Source organism: Allobacillus halotolerans, assembly GCF_018967645.1.
GTDB lineage: Bacteria > Bacillota > Bacilli > Bacillales > Alkalibacillaceae > Allobacillus > Allobacillus halotolerans.
Genome location: NZ_JAHLZF010000001.1, coordinates 1 through 17,873, shown reverse-complemented (window position 1 = coordinate 17,873; position 17,873 = coordinate 1). Strand labels below are relative to the sequence as shown.

Genomic DNA, 17,873 nt, shown 5'->3' with positions numbered 1-17,873 from the left:
GAACGACTTTCGGGTTTATATGATATTTATACTTACACAGTTTCTAGTTTGTTACGTAGGACGAGTTGTAAGATACCACCATGACGGTAATAATCTAACTCAACGTCACTGTCGAAACGTGCAACGACTTCGAATTCAGTCTTCTTGCCGTCTTCATCAGTCGCAGTTACTTTTACGAGACTTCCTGGTTTAACGTCTTCATTAACGTCAACATCAAATGTCTCTTTACCAGTTAGACCAAGTGATTCAATCGTATCGCCTTTTTGGAACTGAAGTGGCAATACACCCATCATCACTAAGTTTGAACGGTGAATTCTTTCAAAGCTTTCAGCAATTACCGTTTTGATCCCTAGTAAGTCTGTACCTTTGGCAGCCCAGTCACGGGAGCTTCCCATTCCGTAGTCACTACCTGCGATAACAACCAAACCAGTGTCATCCTCTTGATAACGCATTGCTGCATCATAAATAGGCATAACTTCTCCAGTTGGCCAGTACGTTGTATAACCGCCTTCTTTTCCGTTGGCAATTTCATTACGGATTCGGATATTTCCGAATGTACCTCTCATCATAATTTCATGGTTACCACGACGAGAACCGTAAGAGTTAAAGTTACGTGGTGAAACATCTTTTTCCATCAAGAACCTACCTGCTGGCATATCTTTTGGAATCGCACCAGCTGGTGAGATATGGTCTGTTGTTACTGAATCACCAAACTTACCGATGACACGTAGTCCATTAAGTGGTTTGATACTTTCAGGATCTTTCGCCATGTTCTCGAAGAATGGAGGATTTTGAATATATGTTGAATTCTCATCAAAATCGTACAATGGCTGATCCGTTGTTTCAATTTGGTTCCATTTTTCATTGGAGTTGAAAACAGATTCATATTCTTTACGGAAGATCTCTGGTGTGACAACTGCATCAATTTGTTTTTGAATTTCATCAGATGCTGGCCAGATATCTTTAAAGAACACATCGTTTCCTTCACGATCTTGACCTAATGGTTCATTCATAAGATCGATATCGACTGTACCAGCAAGTGCATAAGCAACAACTAATGGTGGTGAAGCCAAGTAGTTTGCACGTACAAGTGGGTGGATTCGACCTTCAAAGTTCCGGTTACCGGAAAGAACAGAAGAAACAGTTAAATCAGAATCTGCAATTGCTTTTTCGATCTCCGGTAATAATGGTCCAGAGTTACCGATACAAGTTGTACAACCGTAACCAACCAAGTTAAACCCTAACTGATTTAAGTATTCCATTAAACCTGAGTTTTCAAGGTAGTTTGTAACAACTTTTGAACCTGGTGCCAATGAAGTTTTAACATAAGCAGGAACATTCAATCCTTTTTCTACAGCATTTTTCGCAAGCAAGCCGGCACCTAACATAACATGTGGGTTAGATGTGTTGGTACAGGACGTAATTGCTGCAATGGCTAATGCACCTGTTTTCATTGTAGCTTCAGTACCATCGTTAAATTTAACGACAGCTTCTTTAGCAACTTCTTCATCACTCAATCCAAATCCTTGGTTACCTTGTGGAGCAGTCAGGGACTTGTTGAATGATTCTTTCATATCAGAAAGTCTGATCAAGTCTTGAGGACGTTTTGGTCCAGATAGATTTGGCTCAATCTCAGAAAGATCGATTTCAACCAAGTCTGTGAATTTAGGGTCTTCTTGATCAGGTGTATAGAATAAATCGTTCTTCTGTAAATATTCTTTGACAAGAGCGATATGCTCTTCTGAACGACCTGTCAAACGTAAGTATTTAAGTGCTTCTTCATCAACTGGGAAGAAACCACAAGTTGCTCCGTATTCAGGTGCCATGTTGGAGATTGTTGCACGGTCAGCAAGCGGCATAGATGTTAATCCATCTCCAAAGTACTCTACGAATTTACCAACAACGTTTTTCTCACGTAGAACTTGTGTAACTTTTAGCGCTAAGTCAGTTGCTGTTGCACCTTCTGGGAATTTACCAGTTAATTTAACACCAATTACTTCTGGTGCAGGGAAATATGAAGGCTGACCAAGCATTCCAGCTTCAGCTTCAATACCACCGACACCCCAGCCTAATACACCTAGACCATTGATCATCGTTGTATGTGAGTCAGTACCGAACAATGTATCAGGGAATGCATCATACGTACCGTCGTCTTTTTCGATTTCATGGACAACATTTGCAAGGTACTCCAAGTTTACTTGGTGAACAATACCTGTTGCTGGTGGAACAGCGCGGTAGTTGTCAAAAGCTTTCTGAGCCCAATGCAAGAATTCATAACGCTCCATGTTACGGTCAAATTCCATTTCCATATTCACGCGAAGTGCATCAGGTGAACCATATGCGTCTACTTGTACGGAGTGGTCAATAACTAGATCAACAGGTACTTCAGGGTTGATTTGGTCTGGGCTTCCACCCATATCTACCATTGCTTTACGCAAAGAAGCCAAATCTACTACAGCTGGAACACCAGTGAAGTCTTGCAAAATGACACGAGAAGGTTTAAATGGAACATCCACCTTTTCACCTTTCACCCACTGAGCTAATTTCTCAACATGCTCATCCTTGATGACGTGTCCATCATACTGTCTTAAAACAGATTCTAGTAGGACACGGATTGAAAAAGGTAATTCGGAGATCTTTCCTAGACCTTTTTCTTCCAATGCTTTCATGTGATAATAATTGTACGTTTTGCCATTCAATTCAAATTGTTTTTTGGCATTAAAAGCATTATTGTCTGCCATCATTGTTACCCCCTTAATTATGTAGTTTGATTGTTTAATAGATTACTTAAAGACATAGTTACAGAATTCTCATTGACTCTGCCGTATTACATTTTATATGAAAATAGATTATAAGTAAAATAATTGACCGGAAATTTTTCTTTAGTATGCGACAATTCACTTAAAAACATGACACTTACGGCACAAAGATCTTTGATGACACTTAGTTGGAGTACCCGATACAGTCGAGTGAACAAAGATAATACCGGTAAGTCCTATAGAAGTGTGCTATAACCTCGAGCGAGCTGAAAAGTTCGCAGGAATGTCCTATAGAAGTGCTCTATACCCTTAAACGAGCTAAAAAACGACTTCGGAAAGTCTTATAGAAGCACTCTATAACCTCGAGTCAGCTGGAATGTATATCGGAATGTCCTATAGGAGCCTTCTATAACCTCAAGTCAGCTGAGATATATGTCGGAATGTCCTATAGAAGCTCGCTATAACCCCGAGTCAGCTGGAGAGTACTTCGGAAAGCTACTTACGTTTCAAATAGGATTCGAAAGTTGCTGCCTCCCACATCTCGGTCTTCTATCTCTAAGTTCGCACCATGATTTTTTATGATTTGCTTGGTCACCATTAAACCGAGGCCTGTCCCATTTTGTTTCGTTGTAAAAAATGGTTCTCCGATTCTTTCTTTCATTTCTTCAGGGACACCTGGACCTTCATCCAATACTTCGATCAATAATTGATCTTTCGTATGGATGTGGATCTCTATCGTCCCACTCTCTCCCATTGCTTCTATGGCATTTTTGATTAAATTAATTAGCACCTGTTTGATCTGTGATCGGTCACAATTCAACATATATTCTTCTCGGTCAAATTTCTTACTTAATCGGATGTCATGCATACGAGCTTGGGAATTCATCAACAGACATACTTCTCCTGCCAATTCCATCAAATTCTCTTCTTTGAATTCATTGGGTGAGGGTTTGGCAATAAATAGTAATTCTTTTGAGATTGCTTCGATTTTTTCAATTTCTTCTTTCATGATTTTTAAGTAAGTATCTCCATTATCCATGCCTGCTTCCATGAGTTGTAAAAATCCTTTTAATGAAGTGAGCGGATTGCGAATCTCATGAGCGACACTTGCCGCTAGTTGGCCAGCGCTTGACAGTTTCTCCGATTGGATCAATAAATTTTTAGTTTCCAGAATGCGCGTAATATCTTTTGATAAAAAAATATAAAACGTTTCCCCTGTTTGATCGTATACCATTTTCCCCATAGATATTTCATGACGTTTCAGCTCATTGTTTACATTAATGACTCGAAAAACATCTTTTTTAATGGAATTAACTTTCAGTTGATTGACCTCTTGTTGGAATTTTTCAGAATCAATTGAATCAATGAATGTAAAGGCAGATTTGCCAATTACCTTTTCTCGTGAGAATCCAACTTTCTCTATTGAATATGATACATATTGAATAATTAATTGTTCATCACAGATAAAAAAATAATCACTCATCTGCCCATCAATCCATTCAAAAACTTTCTCTAAAAATTCTTCATTACAACCATTTTCATGCATTCATTCTCCACCAACCCTCTTTGTTAAAACATTAATACAAATTATGAGGAGAGATAACAGATTATTACACCTGTTTATAATAATAGCCAAAAAGAAGTAAATTGTCTAAAATTTTTAAATTATCAAGTGACATTTTCATGAATTTGTAACGGTTATTCGATTGAGAATCGTCACTCTTCGTCGTATAATGAGAATAGAATTGTATTGATTTATTGAAGAGAGTGAAGGATATTGGATACATTCATAGCATTACTGATTATTGGTTGGACAACATTGTTGGTCGTTCTGATGGGAATCGGTGGCTTTTTCATGTTTCGGAAGTTCTTGAAAAAGATGCCTAAAGCAGATGGGAAATCAATTATTGACTGGGAAGAATATTATATCGATGAATCACTGCATATGTGGGATGACGATTCGAAAAAACTTCTCAATGAATTAGTTGAACCTGTACCTCAGTTATTTAGGGATGTCGCTAAACAAAAAATCGCTGCGAAGATTGCCGAGCTAGCGTTAGCAAGACGTAAAGAAAAGATCACGTTAGATGTCATGATTGAAGGATATATTAAAGCAACACCTAAAAGAGACCATAAATTTTTGGTCAAAACGCTCAATGAAAAAAATATCGATTTTAACCGATATGAACACTTGTTAGAATTATAAAAGGTAAAGAGCTGCATGAATACTTGCAACTCTTTACCTTTTATTTTGGAATCATTTGTTTTTGAAAGCTCAAGAATTTGATAAGCATGACCATCCGCCATGTAAATAGCATACCGAATGCAAGCAAGTAAAACATCCCCGCTAACTCACCGAGTTCAATGTATTGACCCATGTATTGTTTGGCAAAAAGTCGAACGACTAATAAAACTACTAAAATAATCGGAAATATTTTGGAAGGTTTTAAATAAATATTTCCATCTTTATACTCGAAATTTGATGTAAAAATGAGAAATATCGAAAATATAACCCCAACACCGATTGCTTCAGCTACTTGAATCCATTCTATTCTGAAATATGGAAAAATGAACATCAATGCTCCTGTGCTCATGAACAACGGCGGCAATACGATTCGCTTTACCGATGTTGGTCTATTCGCTGCTTTCATCCGAACAAAAACCATTCCGATCGCCATAAAAAAAGCAACAATGGATGCAGTGATGACAAAGAACGTTTTCATAAGCTTACATCCCTGCCTGTTCTTGTGAATCTTCCTTTTGGTCCGTAGCGATTGTCAAAATAATTGTCATTGTGACACCGACAACAGTTAAGTACACCCCTAAGTCAAAAATCATTGCGGTCGCCAGCTCTGTTTCACCCATAATTGGCAAATTAAAATAACCGAACGTCTGTGTTAAGAACGGTTCACCGAAAACAAAAGCTCCAATGCCTGATAACGTCGCAACCAACAAACCGATTGTCAGCACTGCACGAAAATTGATTGGCAATACTTTTGACATATTATCAAATCCATAAGTGATGTACATGAGAATAAATGCTGCCGCGGTCATTAATCCGCCAATAAATCCCCCACCTGGCGAATTATGACCAGCAAAGAACAAATACACAGAGAACCCTAATAGAATGAAGGCGATTAACTGTGTCATTGTGCGTAAAATTAGGTCATTGTAATTTTTCATCAGTAAAATGCTCCCTCAGACGATTTGTTCTAAAGCTTATTTTAATATACTTGTGTAACAGGAATCAAATCTGTGCTTAAAAGCCTGTGAAACCGAACAAGTTTGCTAAATAAGCTGTCAAAATGCGTAACCAATCAAGAAACAATGCAATTCCAAGTAGAATCAGGATATAGCCACCGATTCTCATGATTTTTTGTGAATTTCGTTTTAACCAACCCATCCGATCGATAAAGAATGACAGGATGAAAAACGGAATCGCAAAACCTAAGGAATACGCAGACATTAAGATAACGCCAGATTCCGGGTTGGTATAGGCCAACGAGATGACTGCTGCTAAAATCGGTCCCGTACATGGTGTCCAACTCATGGAGAAAGCTGCACCAATTAAAACAGAACCAAAGTATCCTGATGGCCGATTTTTAAAGGTGACTTTTCGTTCTTTCATTAGAAAATCAAAGTTAAATACACCCAACATGACAAACCCAAAGAAGATAATTAATAGCGCACCCACTTGGCGAATTAAATCACGGTATTGAATGAGAAAATCTCCAATTACGTATCCTGAAAATCCAAGCATAATGAAAATGGAAGAAAAACCGATTAAGAAAAAGAGTGTATGTAGCATACTTCGTTTTCTTAACATACCCTTCTCATTTTTCAATTCTTCTAAACTCATTCCAGTAATATAGGAAAGAAATACCGGATAAAGCGGCAATACACATGGTGAAATAAACGAAAGAAATCCCGCTCCAAATGCGAGGAATATATTTACGTCCGCCAATTCGCTCACGCTCCAATCAAATTAAAACTTTAACCCACTTTCAGATTAACAGATCGACCGCCAAATATAGAATAAAAGGATTGACAGTTTCATGACGATCTATTAGAAAGACAAAAAAGGGTAAGCATTCGATCCGCCTGCTCACCCTTCATCGTTATTTTTTCTTCTTTTTGTCTTGATTTTCCATTTGTTGTGTCATACCACGCATCATTTGATTGATCTTTTTCTGTGATGGTTTCTGACCCATTTGCATCATCATTGTACGTAACATTTGCTCATTAATTGGTGGGTTTTTCTTCAAGTAATTCATCATTGTCTTTCTGGCGATAAAGAAACCTAAGATCAGCCCGATTACCAATGTTGCAAGAGCAATTAATACAACCCAAATCGTGCTCATGCTTCTACTTCCTCCTTCTTGTTGACTCGTACACATTATATTAAAACGAATCACTAAAAACAATAGCAATATTCATATGAATAATAACAAATTTTATGAATAGTTCACATAATCAAGTGAGGTTCCGTAAAAGAACCTCACTTTGAGATTATTATTTACCCATAAGCTCTTTTGCTTCTTTAACAACATTTTCTACTGTAAATCCGTATTTTTCAATGACGACATCTCCTGGTGCTGATGCGCCGAATTGATCAATTCCGAGCACAGTTCCGTCTAAGCCGACATAGCGTTCCCAACCGAATGGTGAGGCCATTTCGACGGCCAGTCGTTTAGTGACTGCTTTCGGTAATACTTCACTTTTGTATTCAGTAGATTGTTTTTCAAATCGATCCCAGGATGGCATACTGACCACTTGTACATCAATACCATCTTCTTTTAATTTTTTACTTGCCTCATAAACCAATTGGACTTCTGATCCTGAAGCCATCAGGAGTAAATCTGGAATCTCTTTCTCAGCTTCTTTTAGAATGTAGGCACCTTTTTGTACACCTTCACTTGCACGTTCATTAGTCTCCGGAAGTACAGGAAGTCCTTGACGTGTCAATACGAGTGCTGTTGGGTGTCCTTCTGCTTGAATAGCCTGCTCCCATGCAGCTTTTGTCTCATTCGCATCTGCTGGACGAATTAACGACAAGTTTGGCATTGCACGTAAAGAAGATAGCTGTTCGATTGGTTCGTGTGTCGGTCCATCCTCACCAACAGCGATTGAATCATGTGTAAACACATAGGTTACCGGTACACCCATTAGTGCAGATAAACGAATGGCTGGGCGCATGTAATCACTGAATACGAAGAATGTTCCTCCGTATACTCTTAAGCCGCCATGAAGCGCCATTCCATTCATGGCACAAGCCATCGCAAACTCTCTGACACCAAACCACACATTCCGACCGCTGTATGTTGGATATTTAAAATCATCTTCTTCTTTTACAGCTGTCTTATTTGAACCAGCTAGATCGGCACTTCCACCGATGAAGTTTGTGATTTTTGATGAAATTGCATTGATAATTTCACCAGAGACGGCTCTCGTTGCAACAGGCTTTGTGTTTTCGTCATAGCTAGGTAGGTCAACATTCCAGCCTTCCGCTAAATTTCCTGCCAATGCGTTTTCAAATTCTTTTGCCAACTCTGGATAAGCTTCTTTATACTTCTCCATCATTTCATTCCATTGGTTTTCAGCTTGCTGGCCACGCTCAGCTACTGTTTTTTCAAAGTGCTCTTTCACTTCTTCTGGAATATAAAAATCTTCTTCGAATGTCCACTTATAATATTCTTTTGTCATTTTCGCTTCATCAGAGCCTAATGGTGCTCCGTGAGCATCTGATTTACCGGATTTCGACGGTGAACCATAACCGATGACCGTTTTAACTTCAATCATTGTCGGTTGCTCTTTATTTGCTTTCGCATCCTTCAACGCTTGCTCAATCGCTTCCGTATCATTTCCGTCTTCCACGCGAATGACTTGCCATCCGTAAGCTTTATAGCGATCTTCTACACTTTCTGAGAACGCACGATCCAAGTCACCGTCCAATGAAATATCGTTTGAATCATACATCACAATTAACTTTCCTAGCTTTAAGTGACCTGCAAGGGAAGCTGACTCTTGAGAAACACCTTCCATTAGGTCACCATCACCGCAAATCGCATACGTGTAATGATCAACGACTTCAAAATCATCACGATTATACTGGGAAGCCATATATCTTTCAGCCATCGCCATACCAGTAGCCATTGCAATTCCTTGGCCCAGTGGTCCAGTTGTTGCTTCCACACCGTCTGTATGACCGAATTCCGGATGTCCTGGTGTATTCGAACCCCACTGACGGAAGTTTTTAATGTCATCTAGAGAAACTTGATAACCTGATAAATGTAACAATGAATATAACAACATTGAACCATGACCAGCAGAAAGAACAAATCGATCACGATCAAACCAATTTGAATTCTTTGGATTCTGATTCATTACCTTTGTCCATAACGTATAGGCCATTGGAGCAGCCCCCATTGGCATACCTGGGTGACCAGAATTTGCTTTTTCAACTGCATCAATCGACAACGTTCGAATCGTATTTATTGCTAAGGACTCAATATTCTCGCTCATCTTATAGAAGACTCCCTTCACTTCTTTATTCCATTCTCAATGCTATAATTAATTTGTTCATTTGACAAGTTATTTCAAAGGTCACACAAACTCTTTCGAAATTCCGACAAATTTGTCATTTTAAAAAGGTGCAAACCAAATCTGATTTGCACGTTTAATGTTCTTTACGTCTTTTTTCTTCTTTTAATTTCTCCGGTGTCACATCGGTACCCTCTGGATCGACTACTTTAATGGATTTCAAATGATTTTTGAATGCTCCGCGAAATTCCTGTAAATATTCTTCTCTCAATTCGCGCTGTTCTTCTTTTTCGCTTTTAGACAATCCTTCCGATTTACTTTTCTTCGATAGTTCACTGATGCGGTTCAATTTATCTTTAGAAAGCATGAAATAAACTCCTTTTTTCAACTATTTATCCGTATTTTAAATGGTTTTGTGATTTTAAACAAGAATTCTGTATAAACAACGAACGAACGTTTGCTATCCAGGCTCTTTATTGGTATACTACAAATAGTAAATAAAGACGTAGGGGTGAAAGAAAGTATGAAGAAACTATCCAAACGTCAGAAGGACATATTCGACTTTTTAGTAAGCGAAGTAAAATCAAAAGGATATCCACCTTCTGTTCGTGAAATTGGAAAAGCTGTCGGGCTTGCATCCAGCTCAACCGTCCATGGTCACCTATCCAGGCTAGAAGACAAAGGCTTTATTCGTCGCGACCCGACAAAGCCACGCGCCATTGAAATCATCTATGTAGACGAAAATGCTGTACATGAACGGGAAGCAATCTATGCACCCTTAGTCGGAAAAGTAACAGCCGGTGAGCCAATAACGGCCGTCGAAAACATTGAAGAATATATTCCTCTTCCAGCTGGGATTGCCGCTTCCGAAGAGAACATATTCGTCCTTACCGTTCAAGGTGATAGTATGATAGAGGCCGGGATTTTTAATGAAGATCTTGTGATTGTTCGGAAACAAGCAACCGCTGATAACGGAGATATTGTAGTCGCGATGACTGAAGAAAATGAAGCAACTGTTAAACGGTTTTTCAAAGATAAAAACAACTACCGTTTGGAGCCAGAAAACCCAACGATGGAACCGATCATCTTGGATCAGGTTACCGTTTTGGGTAAAGTGATCGGACTGTATAGAAATATTCATTAATACGCCAAACACTTGAATCGACAACCGGTTCAGGTGTTTTTTATGACATTCAACTAAATAAAACACATGAATTTAACCACAAATTCACGTATTTTGATCTATTTTCATTTCTGATTGAAAACCGTTACTTTGTTCGTTTTTTCGGACTACATAAGTTATTGCTCTAGCATACAACCACATGGATTCACCACCACGAACGGTTTGAAACGCCAAAGGTTCAATAAAACGATTAATTTTTTCCCATCCCTTATAGTGAAGATCCAACTCTGACAGCAACTCCTCAGTTGGCTTGTCAATCTCCATCGTCTTTTCTTCTTGTTGATCAGATGCTTCTGCATTAATGATGATGCAGTTGATGCCTCCTGGCTTCGTCCCTCTTTCCATGCGCGTTAGTACTTCTCTAAATGCAGTTTCTGAGCTTGTATGTTCCAAACTGGATACAGCGATAATAAAATCAAATTGATTTTCTTTCATTCGATAGTCTCCTATATCGGATTGTACAGCTTCAACTACTTGCTGAACGTCATATTCCTTCGCATAATGATTCAGGTTTTCAACAGCTTCCTCGAGTAAGTCGACACAAACTATTATACCGCCCCGGCTCTTGATATCTTTTGCGATTGGAATGCTATGCCGGCCGACTCCAGACCCTAAATCCAGTATGCGTAAATTTGGTTTTTGTCGAATGAGCTGAAAGGCATCCATGACGGAAGGAATCGGTTCCTCCAACCAAGTTCCCTCTTCAAATAATTCATGTTCTTGATAAAATTGTTGGTGATATTCTACTTCTTCTTGGCGAATTTGCTTCGTTTCTTTGTCCATGGGTACCTCCGAATGTTTTTTATTTATCTATACCCCACTCGGCTCTAGCCATAACAAAAAAGAAGCAGTTAGTTACTTCTCTAACCACTTCTATGCAAAATGCCCACCGATTTTCTTGCTTCGATCTAAAGCAATTCCCCCCGTCGTATAGCTGCTCGCCCGAAGAATGGCTGTTGAACCATATTTTTCGCGAATGTGGTCCATGACTTCCCCGACACTTCTTTTTTTCACTTGATTTTCAAATAAATCGAGCTGTGTGCCTACTTCATCATTTAGGTTGGTTAGCGTGACAAATGCCCGACGAATTTTACTTTCTCCATCATAAAATTTATGGAATAAATGCAGACACATCTCATAAATATCTAAGGTTTCATTGCTGGCGACATCCCGTGAAACCGAGCGACTGAATCCGCCTCCTGTTTCAGTTGAATAGCCGATCCCCAGATGTACGGTGCGCCCTTCTTTTTCATCTCTTCTCGCCCGTCTGCATGCTTCTTCACATAAATCAAGTAAGCAAGCATAGATTTCACTTTTTTCATAATCTCTTAAAAGCGTCATTCCGTGGCCGTAGCCTTTTTGCTCGTCTTTGGTGAAGTTGCCGGTAACCGGACTTAAATCAACACCCCACGCATGCCAATAAAGCTGTTCGCCCATAATTCCAAAACGTTTTTTCAATGCAGTCAGTGGCGTATGAGCCAATTGGCCAAGTGTAACGATTCCCATTCGGTTCAAGTTGCGCATCATTCGCGAACCGATGCCCCAAATCTTTTCGATGGGAATTGGCCATAGCAATCGCGAGACGTCTTCGTACCGACATTCGGCAATTCCGTCGGCTGCTTTTTTGGCATGAATGTCCATGACGACCTTTGCCAAGAATTTATTGTCACCGATCCCGACAACACACTCCATACCAAATTGATCACGGATATTTTGTTGCAGGAGTTCAGCGATTTCATACACCGATCCATATAAACGTTCCAATCCATCGACGGTCACCCATAATTCATCCACCGAATAAACGTGGACGGACTCTTTCGGAACGAAGTCGGTGATCATTTTTGTGATTTCCACAGAAACGTTTAAATAATCTCCCATATGTGCTGGTGCAATTAAAATATCTGGTTCATCCGGCAACTCAAAATAACGGCTGACATTGGAGATGCCATATTTTTTCTTTAAGGCGGGAGAAGCGGCGAGCACAATGCTTCCACTTCGATTCGGATCTCCCACCACTGCAAGCAACGTCGTTTGTGGATCAAGTCCACGCTTGATGCACTCGACACTTGCGTAAAAAGACCTCATATCAATACATAACACATCATGTCTCGGATAGATTGAATAATCCACTGTTTCTTCCATCCTGTCTTCTCCTTCCACGCATCGTTATTCAATCTGTAAAATGTTTTCAATCGAAATATATTTTCGATCATCTTGTTGGTCTGTAAAACGAATCGATCGTGTACTTGGTTCCATATACATTACACGCAAACGCTCTTTGTGATATGTGCCTGCGTTATAATGCGTAACTTGAATCAGTGATTGATTTATATAAGCCTCTTGAAGCAATTGTTCGTTCCATTCCATTTGTTGTTCATCAATAGTCGGTTTCTTTTCATAACGGTCCTCTTGCCATAACTCTTGCAAAATTTCCACATGCTCAGGCAGCATGAGCGAGGACCACTTCATCGTTCCACGGTCCTTATGCATCGATTATGCCCCCATTTGCTCTTTTCTTGTTCCTACCGGCAGTGCAGCTAAAATATTTTCTCGATTAAAACGTCTCACCTGACGCTTATAAAAACAATAAGCAAGGATATGATCCTCGGAAACAGCAATCACTCGAACCACACGCTGGGTAGTCGTGCCATTTTTCTTTATATAAATCACTTCAAGTTTTGTTTTTTCTCTCAATGAACGATTGAATAAGTTATTCATTAGCCACCCCTCCAATAGAACGTTTGTTTTGTGAACGTCTGTTCGTAGTATACCACAAAACTTAATTTTGTAATACGGGGGATCTATGATTTTTTTCGTAAAAAGAAGTTATCAGTCAATGAATGCGCTTACAATTAAATTTAAAGAAAAAAACTTAATAAGGTTAACTATTGATATTGGCATCCGTTATCGGGTAAACATCATACTCACCAATAAAAAAATCCCACCAATATTTCGGCAGGATTTTAACCAGCGAAGCTGATGAAAAAAGTATTAGTAAAAAACAACTTCATAATCATTTAAAGCCCGATATCACTCAAGCGAACTTTTATACTTTTTATTTCGCTTCTTTCTGTTTTAATCATAAACATAGTAAGATACTTACTCACTCAGCCAAGCAGCTAGCTATACATTAGTATCCAACTGCATCTGCTGCATTATTAGCGTGTTCCTCGCTGAAACCTTCGAAGATTAATTGCTCAATTAATCCACTTCTTGAAAAAGACATATTATCAAGATAATCTTTTGCCTTGAGAGTTGCCTGCTCTTGCCAATCTACTGTTATATTATCTACCGCAAACTCTGCATCTTCCGTACTGTATCCTTCATATTCTAATTGCTCGATAAGTCCTGACTTAGAAAAGGCCATCATGCTCAAATAATTTTCAGCTTGCTGAATCGCATTTTTTTGACCCATTGTTAAATCCTTTTTTTCCTCTGATTCATTTGATTCGCCTGAATCATCATTCGTTGTTTCTTGTTGTTCTTGATTATCTGCTGAATCTTCTTGCTCATGATTCTCTGATGACTCTTCTTTTTCATTTTCTTTTACTGGCTCTTCCTCATCCGATTCTGAAGAATTATTCTCACTTTCCTCTTGACTGCTATCCTCACTTTGACTATCTGCTTCCACTTCTTCAACTTGCTCACTGTTCGTATCGTCGACCGTTTCACTTTCTTCCCCTGATGTTCCAATACCAATAAGCACGACGACTACAATTAACCATACCCACCACTTTTTATATATAGGTTTCTTAGTTTTTTCTGACATTACTATCCTCTCCTTCTTGTATAGAACTCTAGATAACTCTTTTAGAACAACTAATTTATTAAATCAAGTTACATCCTTGTTTCAAATCAATCCAAAGTTTCTTATAAAAACTAACACACCTCCCGAATTCACTATGTCATTTACATTATATTCTAATTGAGAATATAATAAAAGAGCTATTTGTAACAAAATATTTTCAAATATTTACACGCTCTGTCTTAGCTTTTGCTATAAAATTATTGCAGTGTGTATTCTCTCGTGTTCAAAAAATTGGATGCGAAGTGAATGGATGACATTGGACTCTTTTTAATAGATTAAGATGACTAAAAATATTTTTATGGTCGATTTGTAACCAAAAGTGTTTTGGTGAAATGTAAGATTGGCCACAAACCAACAAGAAAAATGGAACCTAAATTGGCTCCATTAATATCTTTCCGCTCTTTTAATCAAATTTTCCAATTCGTCAACATCATGTAAATTCAACCTATTTTCTTCCCACATTTGATCATTTAACATTTCTATGTAAAACTGAATATCATCTGACAGCTCATTGTGCATATAATAAGTATCATTAACTTTTAAATGTTCTGAAGTATAATTTTGCAAAAAAGAATCTACTACATAGGTGTCTGTGATTGTTCCTTCTGCTTCGTCAAAGAAATTAAAAACTTTTTTAGCATCCTCGACAAAAGTTTCATTAACACCATTCTGTTTTTCATAGGTCATATGTTTGTCAACGAGCTCATCGGGAATTTCTTCTGCATCCAATAATTCATCTACGTTTTCTCTAAAAACATCATAGCCGCTCTTCTCACTGGATAAACTTTCACTTGGATTAACAAATAATGCCAAGCTGGAAACCCTACGTACAAGTTCCTTTTCTAAATCATTCATTTCATACTCACTATTACTATTACCATCATAAAACTTTCCGACGTAATATTTGTATTTGTAATCGTCGAATAGACTTCTCTCGTTCACTTCTAGTTCTCTTTTTTCTTCATTCGCTTTTTCAGTGATTTTAAGAAGTTGATCAGTATCAGAGCGGATGTCATCGTGAATTAATTCCCCATCTGCACTAGCACTGCATGCCGATAAAACAAATAATACAAAAGCTAATAATATATATATCTTTTTCTGCATTTAACTACCTCCCTTTCCACCAACATTATACAATATTATGGTGAATTCACAATAGATAGTGAATTAGTAACAAATGATGAAAAAGAGTAGTAAACAGATAATGAATTGCTTATGCCGATTATATTTTTTAAGTTAGCTCTTTATCAGCCAATAGATTTTAATTTTATTCAAAAAATTAAATGTTCTTCATATTGAGATAGATAACACCAATTTTATTGTTATTGTTTCGAATGTCAAAAATCCACATTATTGTGATAGAGTGTTTTCTAAATAAAAAATCTGCGGAAAGTATGGGAGGAGATGATTTACTAATGTTTCTTTATCATCATTCCCACAATTTCCAACAGATATTAAACTCAAATATGTCAACTTTTATCCTATTAAAATCCGTTCAAATATTGCTCTCTTTCCCATGGATGGACTTGGGTTCTAAACATATCCCATTCAATCTCTTTGGATTCAACAAAATGATTCAATAGGTGTTCACCCATCGCCTCTCTCATGACTTCATCTTCCACTAATTTTTGAAGGGCTTCATAGAGAGTAGCAGGTAAATCAAGTACACCATTTTCTTCTCTTTCTTTTTTGTTCATCGCATAAATATTACGGTCGACTGGTGTTGGCACATCAAGGTCATTTTCAATGCCGTCCAATCCTGCCGCCAGCATAACTGCCATTGCCATGTATGGATTTGCAGCTGGATCGACACTGCGCACCTCAATCCGTGTGCTCAATCCACGAGATGTTGGTACACGAACAAGCGGGCTACGGTTTTGTGTTGACCAGGCGACGTAACATGGAGCTTCATAGCCTGGGACCAATCGTTTATAAGAGTTTACAGTCGGATTGGTGACTGCTGTAAAGTTCACAGCATGTTTCAAAACTCCAGCTGTAAACTGATAAGCCGTTTTACTTAACTGTTCTTCACCATTCTCATCAAAAAATACGTTTTCGCCTTCTTTGAATAGTGACATATTCGCATGCATTCCGGATCCGTTTACACCGAATAATGGTTTCGGCATAAAGGTCGCGTGTAAACCATGTTTACGTGCAATTGTTTTAACAACCAGTTTAAACGTCTGAATATCATCACAGTGTCTGATCGCGTCTGAATATTTAAAGTCGATTTCGTGCTGGCCTGGTGCGACTTCGTGGTGGGATGCTTCAATTTCAAAGCCCATTTCTTCAAGTTCTAACACGATATCACGTCGGCAATTTTCACCTAAATCCGTCGGTGCCAGATCGAAATAACCGCCTTTATCGTTTAATTCCATCGATGGTTCACCCATCTCATCTAATTTGAATAAGAAGAACTCGGGCTCTGTTCCAATATTGAATGCTGTAAAGCCTAGTTTTTCCATTCGTTCTAAGTTTCGTTTTAAGTTATAGCGTGGACAACCTTCGAAAGGTGTTCCGTCAGGATTATAAATATCGCAAATGAAACGAGCGACTTTTCCTTTTTCGGAGGTCCATGGAAAAACAACGAACGTATCCAAATCTGGATGTAGACGCATGTCGGACTCTTCAATACGGACAAAGCCTTCGATTGAAGAACCATCAAACATCATTTCGTTATTTAAAGCTTTTTCGAGTTGTCCTAATGGAATTTCAACGTTTTTGATTGTTCCAAGTAAATCGGTAAATTGAAGTCGGATAAATCGAACATTCTCCTCTTCAATCCTTTTGTACACATCTTCTTTTGTGATTTTTGACACTGTTTTTTATTCCTCCTGATATCATAAAAACTTTTTATTTTGAGGGGATCAAAATAGTAACGATGTTGACGCTCATACATATATTAGGGATGATAAAACCGAGACAAGTCTCCGCGATTGATGGAAGAATGATTAACATATCCGGATTCCATCAATTCACTTCTCAATAAACGATGCAACTCATCTTCCGTTAAATCTTTACGATAGCTTTCGATCGCCCTTTCACTTATTCCCTTTTTTTCCATTCCTAAAACTTCTTTTATTCCTGCAATATTAACGCCTTTATCTTTCAATTTTTTGATTTCCAATAGTCGATCAACATCATAAAAAGAAAACAGACGTTGTTTCCCTTTAGATCGGGTTGGTGCAATCAATCCTTTTTCTTCATAGTAACGAATTTGCCTAGGCGTTAATTCAGTGAGTGACGTTACAATACTAATCGAGAATAACGGCAATTCTTTTCGGTCCATCGCTACCATTTTCATCCCTCCATAAGTAAAGTATATTTTTAGAAAATTAAGTTGTCAAGGAATGTTAAGAAAGTTGACACACACCTGACTTGAAACATTAGCTCGTCATTGGGTTGTATTTATTGAATTATTCTTTGGTAATCTGGTAATCATTTAAAATTAAAAATGAATCTGGACCAAAAGAAACCTGCCGGTGAAAAAATGAATATTTCTTGAGAAGAAGGTGCGTCTAACCACAAATATCGGGCGGATTGATTCATGTATCGGGCGGTTAGAGCGGCTGATCGGGTGGCT

At 38.3% G+C, this 17,873-nt stretch carries 18 protein-coding genes; 2 read left to right on the top strand and 16 right to left on the bottom strand.

Annotated elements, in window-relative coordinates; all coding sequences use genetic code 11:
• Positions 1 to 32 precede the first annotated feature (32 nt).
• Positions 33 to 2,741 (bottom strand): aconitate hydratase AcnA, encoded by a 2,709-nt coding sequence (acnA, locus tag KQ486_RS00090; RefSeq protein ID WP_274237220.1) that lies wholly within the window; start codon positions 2,739 to 2,741, stop codon positions 33 to 35.
• Positions 2,742 to 3,258: 517 nt separating this feature from the next.
• A complete protein-coding gene (locus KQ486_RS00085) occupies positions 3,259 to 4,305 on the bottom strand; it encodes an ATP-binding protein (RefSeq protein ID WP_216686453.1) in 1,047 nt (348 codons plus the stop codon).
• Positions 4,306 to 4,533: 228 nt separating this feature from the next.
• On the opposite strand from KQ486_RS00085, the gene KQ486_RS00080 reads away from it, so the two are divergent.
• The gene (locus tag KQ486_RS00080) at positions 4,534 to 4,965 is read left to right on the top strand and encodes a DUF2621 family protein (protein WP_216686583.1); all 432 of its coding nucleotides are present in this window, start codon (positions 4,534 to 4,536) and stop codon (positions 4,963 to 4,965) included.
• 40 nt (positions 4,966 to 5,005) lie between these two features.
• Here the strand turns inward: KQ486_RS00080 and KQ486_RS00075 are convergent, their stop codons facing one another.
• From KQ486_RS00075 to KQ486_RS00050, 6 genes are all read right to left on the bottom strand, one after another.
• Positions 5,006 to 5,482: a CcdC family protein gene (locus KQ486_RS00075; RefSeq protein WP_216686452.1), complete on the bottom strand. Its 477-nt coding sequence runs from the start codon at positions 5,480 to 5,482 to the stop codon at positions 5,006 to 5,008.
• A gap of 4 nt (positions 5,483 to 5,486) precedes the next feature.
• Positions 5,487 to 5,942 (bottom strand): Na(+)/H(+) antiporter subunit B, encoded by a 456-nt coding sequence (locus tag KQ486_RS00070; RefSeq protein WP_216686451.1) that lies wholly within the window; start codon positions 5,940 to 5,942, stop codon positions 5,487 to 5,489.
• Positions 5,943 to 6,018: 76 nt separating this feature from the next.
• Positions 6,019 to 6,723 carry a cytochrome c biogenesis CcdA family protein gene (locus tag KQ486_RS00065; protein ID WP_216686450.1) on the bottom strand — a complete coding sequence of 235 codons (705 nt, stop codon included), beginning with the start codon at positions 6,721 to 6,723 and terminating at the stop codon, positions 6,019 to 6,021.
• Positions 6,724 to 6,877: 154 nt separating this feature from the next.
• Complete coding sequence (locus tag KQ486_RS00060) at positions 6,878 to 7,120, bottom strand: YneF family protein (RefSeq protein ID WP_144159132.1); 243 nt, start codon at positions 7,118 to 7,120, stop codon at positions 6,878 to 6,880.
• A 151-nt stretch (positions 7,121 to 7,271) separates the two neighbouring features.
• On the bottom strand, positions 7,272 to 9,281 hold the full coding sequence (gene tkt, locus KQ486_RS00055; RefSeq protein WP_216686449.1) for a transketolase: 2,010 nt from the start codon (positions 9,279 to 9,281) through the stop codon (positions 7,272 to 7,274).
• 154 nt (positions 9,282 to 9,435) lie between these two features.
• Positions 9,436 to 9,666, bottom strand: coding sequence for a DUF896 domain-containing protein (locus tag KQ486_RS00050; RefSeq protein ID WP_144159138.1), 231 nt, complete (start codon positions 9,664 to 9,666; stop codon positions 9,436 to 9,438).
• Positions 9,667 to 9,822: 156 nt separating this feature from the next.
• Here KQ486_RS00050 and lexA point away from each other — a divergent pair, with 156 nt between their 5' ends.
• Positions 9,823 to 10,443 (top strand): transcriptional repressor LexA, encoded by a 621-nt coding sequence (gene lexA / locus KQ486_RS00045; RefSeq protein ID WP_144159141.1) that lies wholly within the window; start codon positions 9,823 to 9,825, stop codon positions 10,441 to 10,443.
• 84 nt (positions 10,444 to 10,527) lie between these two features.
• Here lexA and KQ486_RS00040 read toward each other — a convergent pair whose 3' ends face one another.
• From KQ486_RS00040 to KQ486_RS00005, 8 genes are all read right to left on the bottom strand, one after another.
• The gene (locus KQ486_RS00040; RefSeq protein WP_216686448.1) at positions 10,528 to 11,265 is read right to left on the bottom strand and encodes a class I SAM-dependent methyltransferase; all 738 of its coding nucleotides are present in this window, start codon (positions 11,263 to 11,265) and stop codon (positions 10,528 to 10,530) included.
• A gap of 90 nt (positions 11,266 to 11,355) precedes the next feature.
• Positions 11,356 to 12,624, bottom strand: coding sequence for a DNA polymerase IV (locus KQ486_RS00035; protein ID WP_236782476.1), 1,269 nt, complete (start codon positions 12,622 to 12,624; stop codon positions 11,356 to 11,358).
• Between the two features lie 24 nt (positions 12,625 to 12,648).
• On the bottom strand, positions 12,649 to 12,972 hold the full coding sequence (locus tag KQ486_RS00030; protein WP_212367597.1) for a YolD-like family protein: 324 nt from the start codon (positions 12,970 to 12,972) through the stop codon (positions 12,649 to 12,651).
• 3 nt (positions 12,973 to 12,975) lie between these two features.
• Complete coding sequence (locus KQ486_RS00025; protein ID WP_144159150.1) at positions 12,976 to 13,200, bottom strand: hypothetical protein; 225 nt, start codon at positions 13,198 to 13,200, stop codon at positions 12,976 to 12,978.
• Between the two features lie 412 nt (positions 13,201 to 13,612).
• Complete coding sequence (locus KQ486_RS00020) at positions 13,613 to 14,251, bottom strand: Ltp family lipoprotein (RefSeq protein ID WP_212367595.1); 639 nt, start codon at positions 14,249 to 14,251, stop codon at positions 13,613 to 13,615.
• 423 nt (positions 14,252 to 14,674) lie between these two features.
• Positions 14,675 to 15,394, bottom strand: coding sequence for a hypothetical protein (locus tag KQ486_RS00015; protein ID WP_212367593.1), 720 nt, complete (start codon positions 15,392 to 15,394; stop codon positions 14,675 to 14,677).
• A 380-nt stretch (positions 15,395 to 15,774) separates the two neighbouring features.
• The gene (gene glnA / locus KQ486_RS00010) at positions 15,775 to 17,109 is read right to left on the bottom strand and encodes a type I glutamate--ammonia ligase (protein ID WP_216686447.1); all 1,335 of its coding nucleotides are present in this window, start codon (positions 17,107 to 17,109) and stop codon (positions 15,775 to 15,777) included.
• An 83-nt stretch (positions 17,110 to 17,192) separates the two neighbouring features.
• On the bottom strand, positions 17,193 to 17,588 hold the full coding sequence (locus KQ486_RS00005; RefSeq protein WP_216686446.1) for a MerR family transcriptional regulator: 396 nt from the start codon (positions 17,586 to 17,588) through the stop codon (positions 17,193 to 17,195).
• Positions 17,589 to 17,873 lie beyond the last annotated feature (285 nt).

Excerpts from the sequence above, each read along its gene's own strand:
- KQ486_RS00040 (WP_216686448.1), bottom strand. The coding sequence starts at position 11,265 with ATGGACAAAGAAACGAAGCAAATTCGCCAAGAAGAAGTAGAATATCAC.
- KQ486_RS00020 (WP_212367595.1), bottom strand. The coding sequence starts at position 14,251 with ATGTCAGAAAAAACTAAGAAACCTATATATAAAAAGTGGTGGGTATGG.
- acnA (WP_274237220.1), bottom strand. The coding sequence starts at position 2,741 with ATGGCAGACAATAATGCTTTTAATGCCAAAAAACAATTTGAATTGAAT.
- KQ486_RS00075 (WP_216686452.1), bottom strand. The coding sequence starts at position 5,482 with ATGAAAACGTTCTTTGTCATCACTGCATCCATTGTTGCTTTTTTTATG.
- KQ486_RS00030 (WP_212367597.1), bottom strand. The coding sequence starts at position 12,972 with ATGCATAAGGACCGTGGAACGATGAAGTGGTCCTCGCTCATGCTGCCT.
- KQ486_RS00015 (WP_212367593.1), bottom strand. The coding sequence starts at position 15,394 with ATGCAGAAAAAGATATATATATTATTAGCTTTTGTATTATTTGTTTTA.
- lexA (WP_144159141.1), top strand. The coding sequence starts at position 9,823 with ATGAAGAAACTATCCAAACGTCAGAAGGACATATTCGACTTTTTAGTA.
- KQ486_RS00005 (WP_216686446.1), bottom strand. The coding sequence starts at position 17,588 with ATGGTAGCGATGGACCGAAAAGAATTGCCGTTATTCTCGATTAGTATT.
- KQ486_RS00060 (WP_144159132.1), bottom strand. The coding sequence starts at position 7,120 with ATGAGCACGATTTGGGTTGTATTAATTGCTCTTGCAACATTGGTAATC.
- KQ486_RS00035 (WP_236782476.1), bottom strand. The coding sequence starts at position 12,624 with ATGGAAGAAACAGTGGATTATTCAATCTATCCGAGACATGATGTGTTA.
- KQ486_RS00070 (WP_216686451.1), bottom strand. The coding sequence starts at position 5,942 with ATGAAAAATTACAATGACCTAATTTTACGCACAATGACACAGTTAATC.
- tkt (WP_216686449.1), bottom strand. The coding sequence starts at position 9,281 with ATGAGCGAGAATATTGAGTCCTTAGCAATAAATACGATTCGAACGTTG.
- KQ486_RS00050 (WP_144159138.1), bottom strand. The coding sequence starts at position 9,666 with ATGCTTTCTAAAGATAAATTGAACCGCATCAGTGAACTATCGAAGAAA.
- KQ486_RS00085 (WP_216686453.1), bottom strand. The coding sequence starts at position 4,305 with ATGCATGAAAATGGTTGTAATGAAGAATTTTTAGAGAAAGTTTTTGAA.
- KQ486_RS00025 (WP_144159150.1), bottom strand. The coding sequence starts at position 13,200 with ATGAATAACTTATTCAATCGTTCATTGAGAGAAAAAACAAAACTTGAA.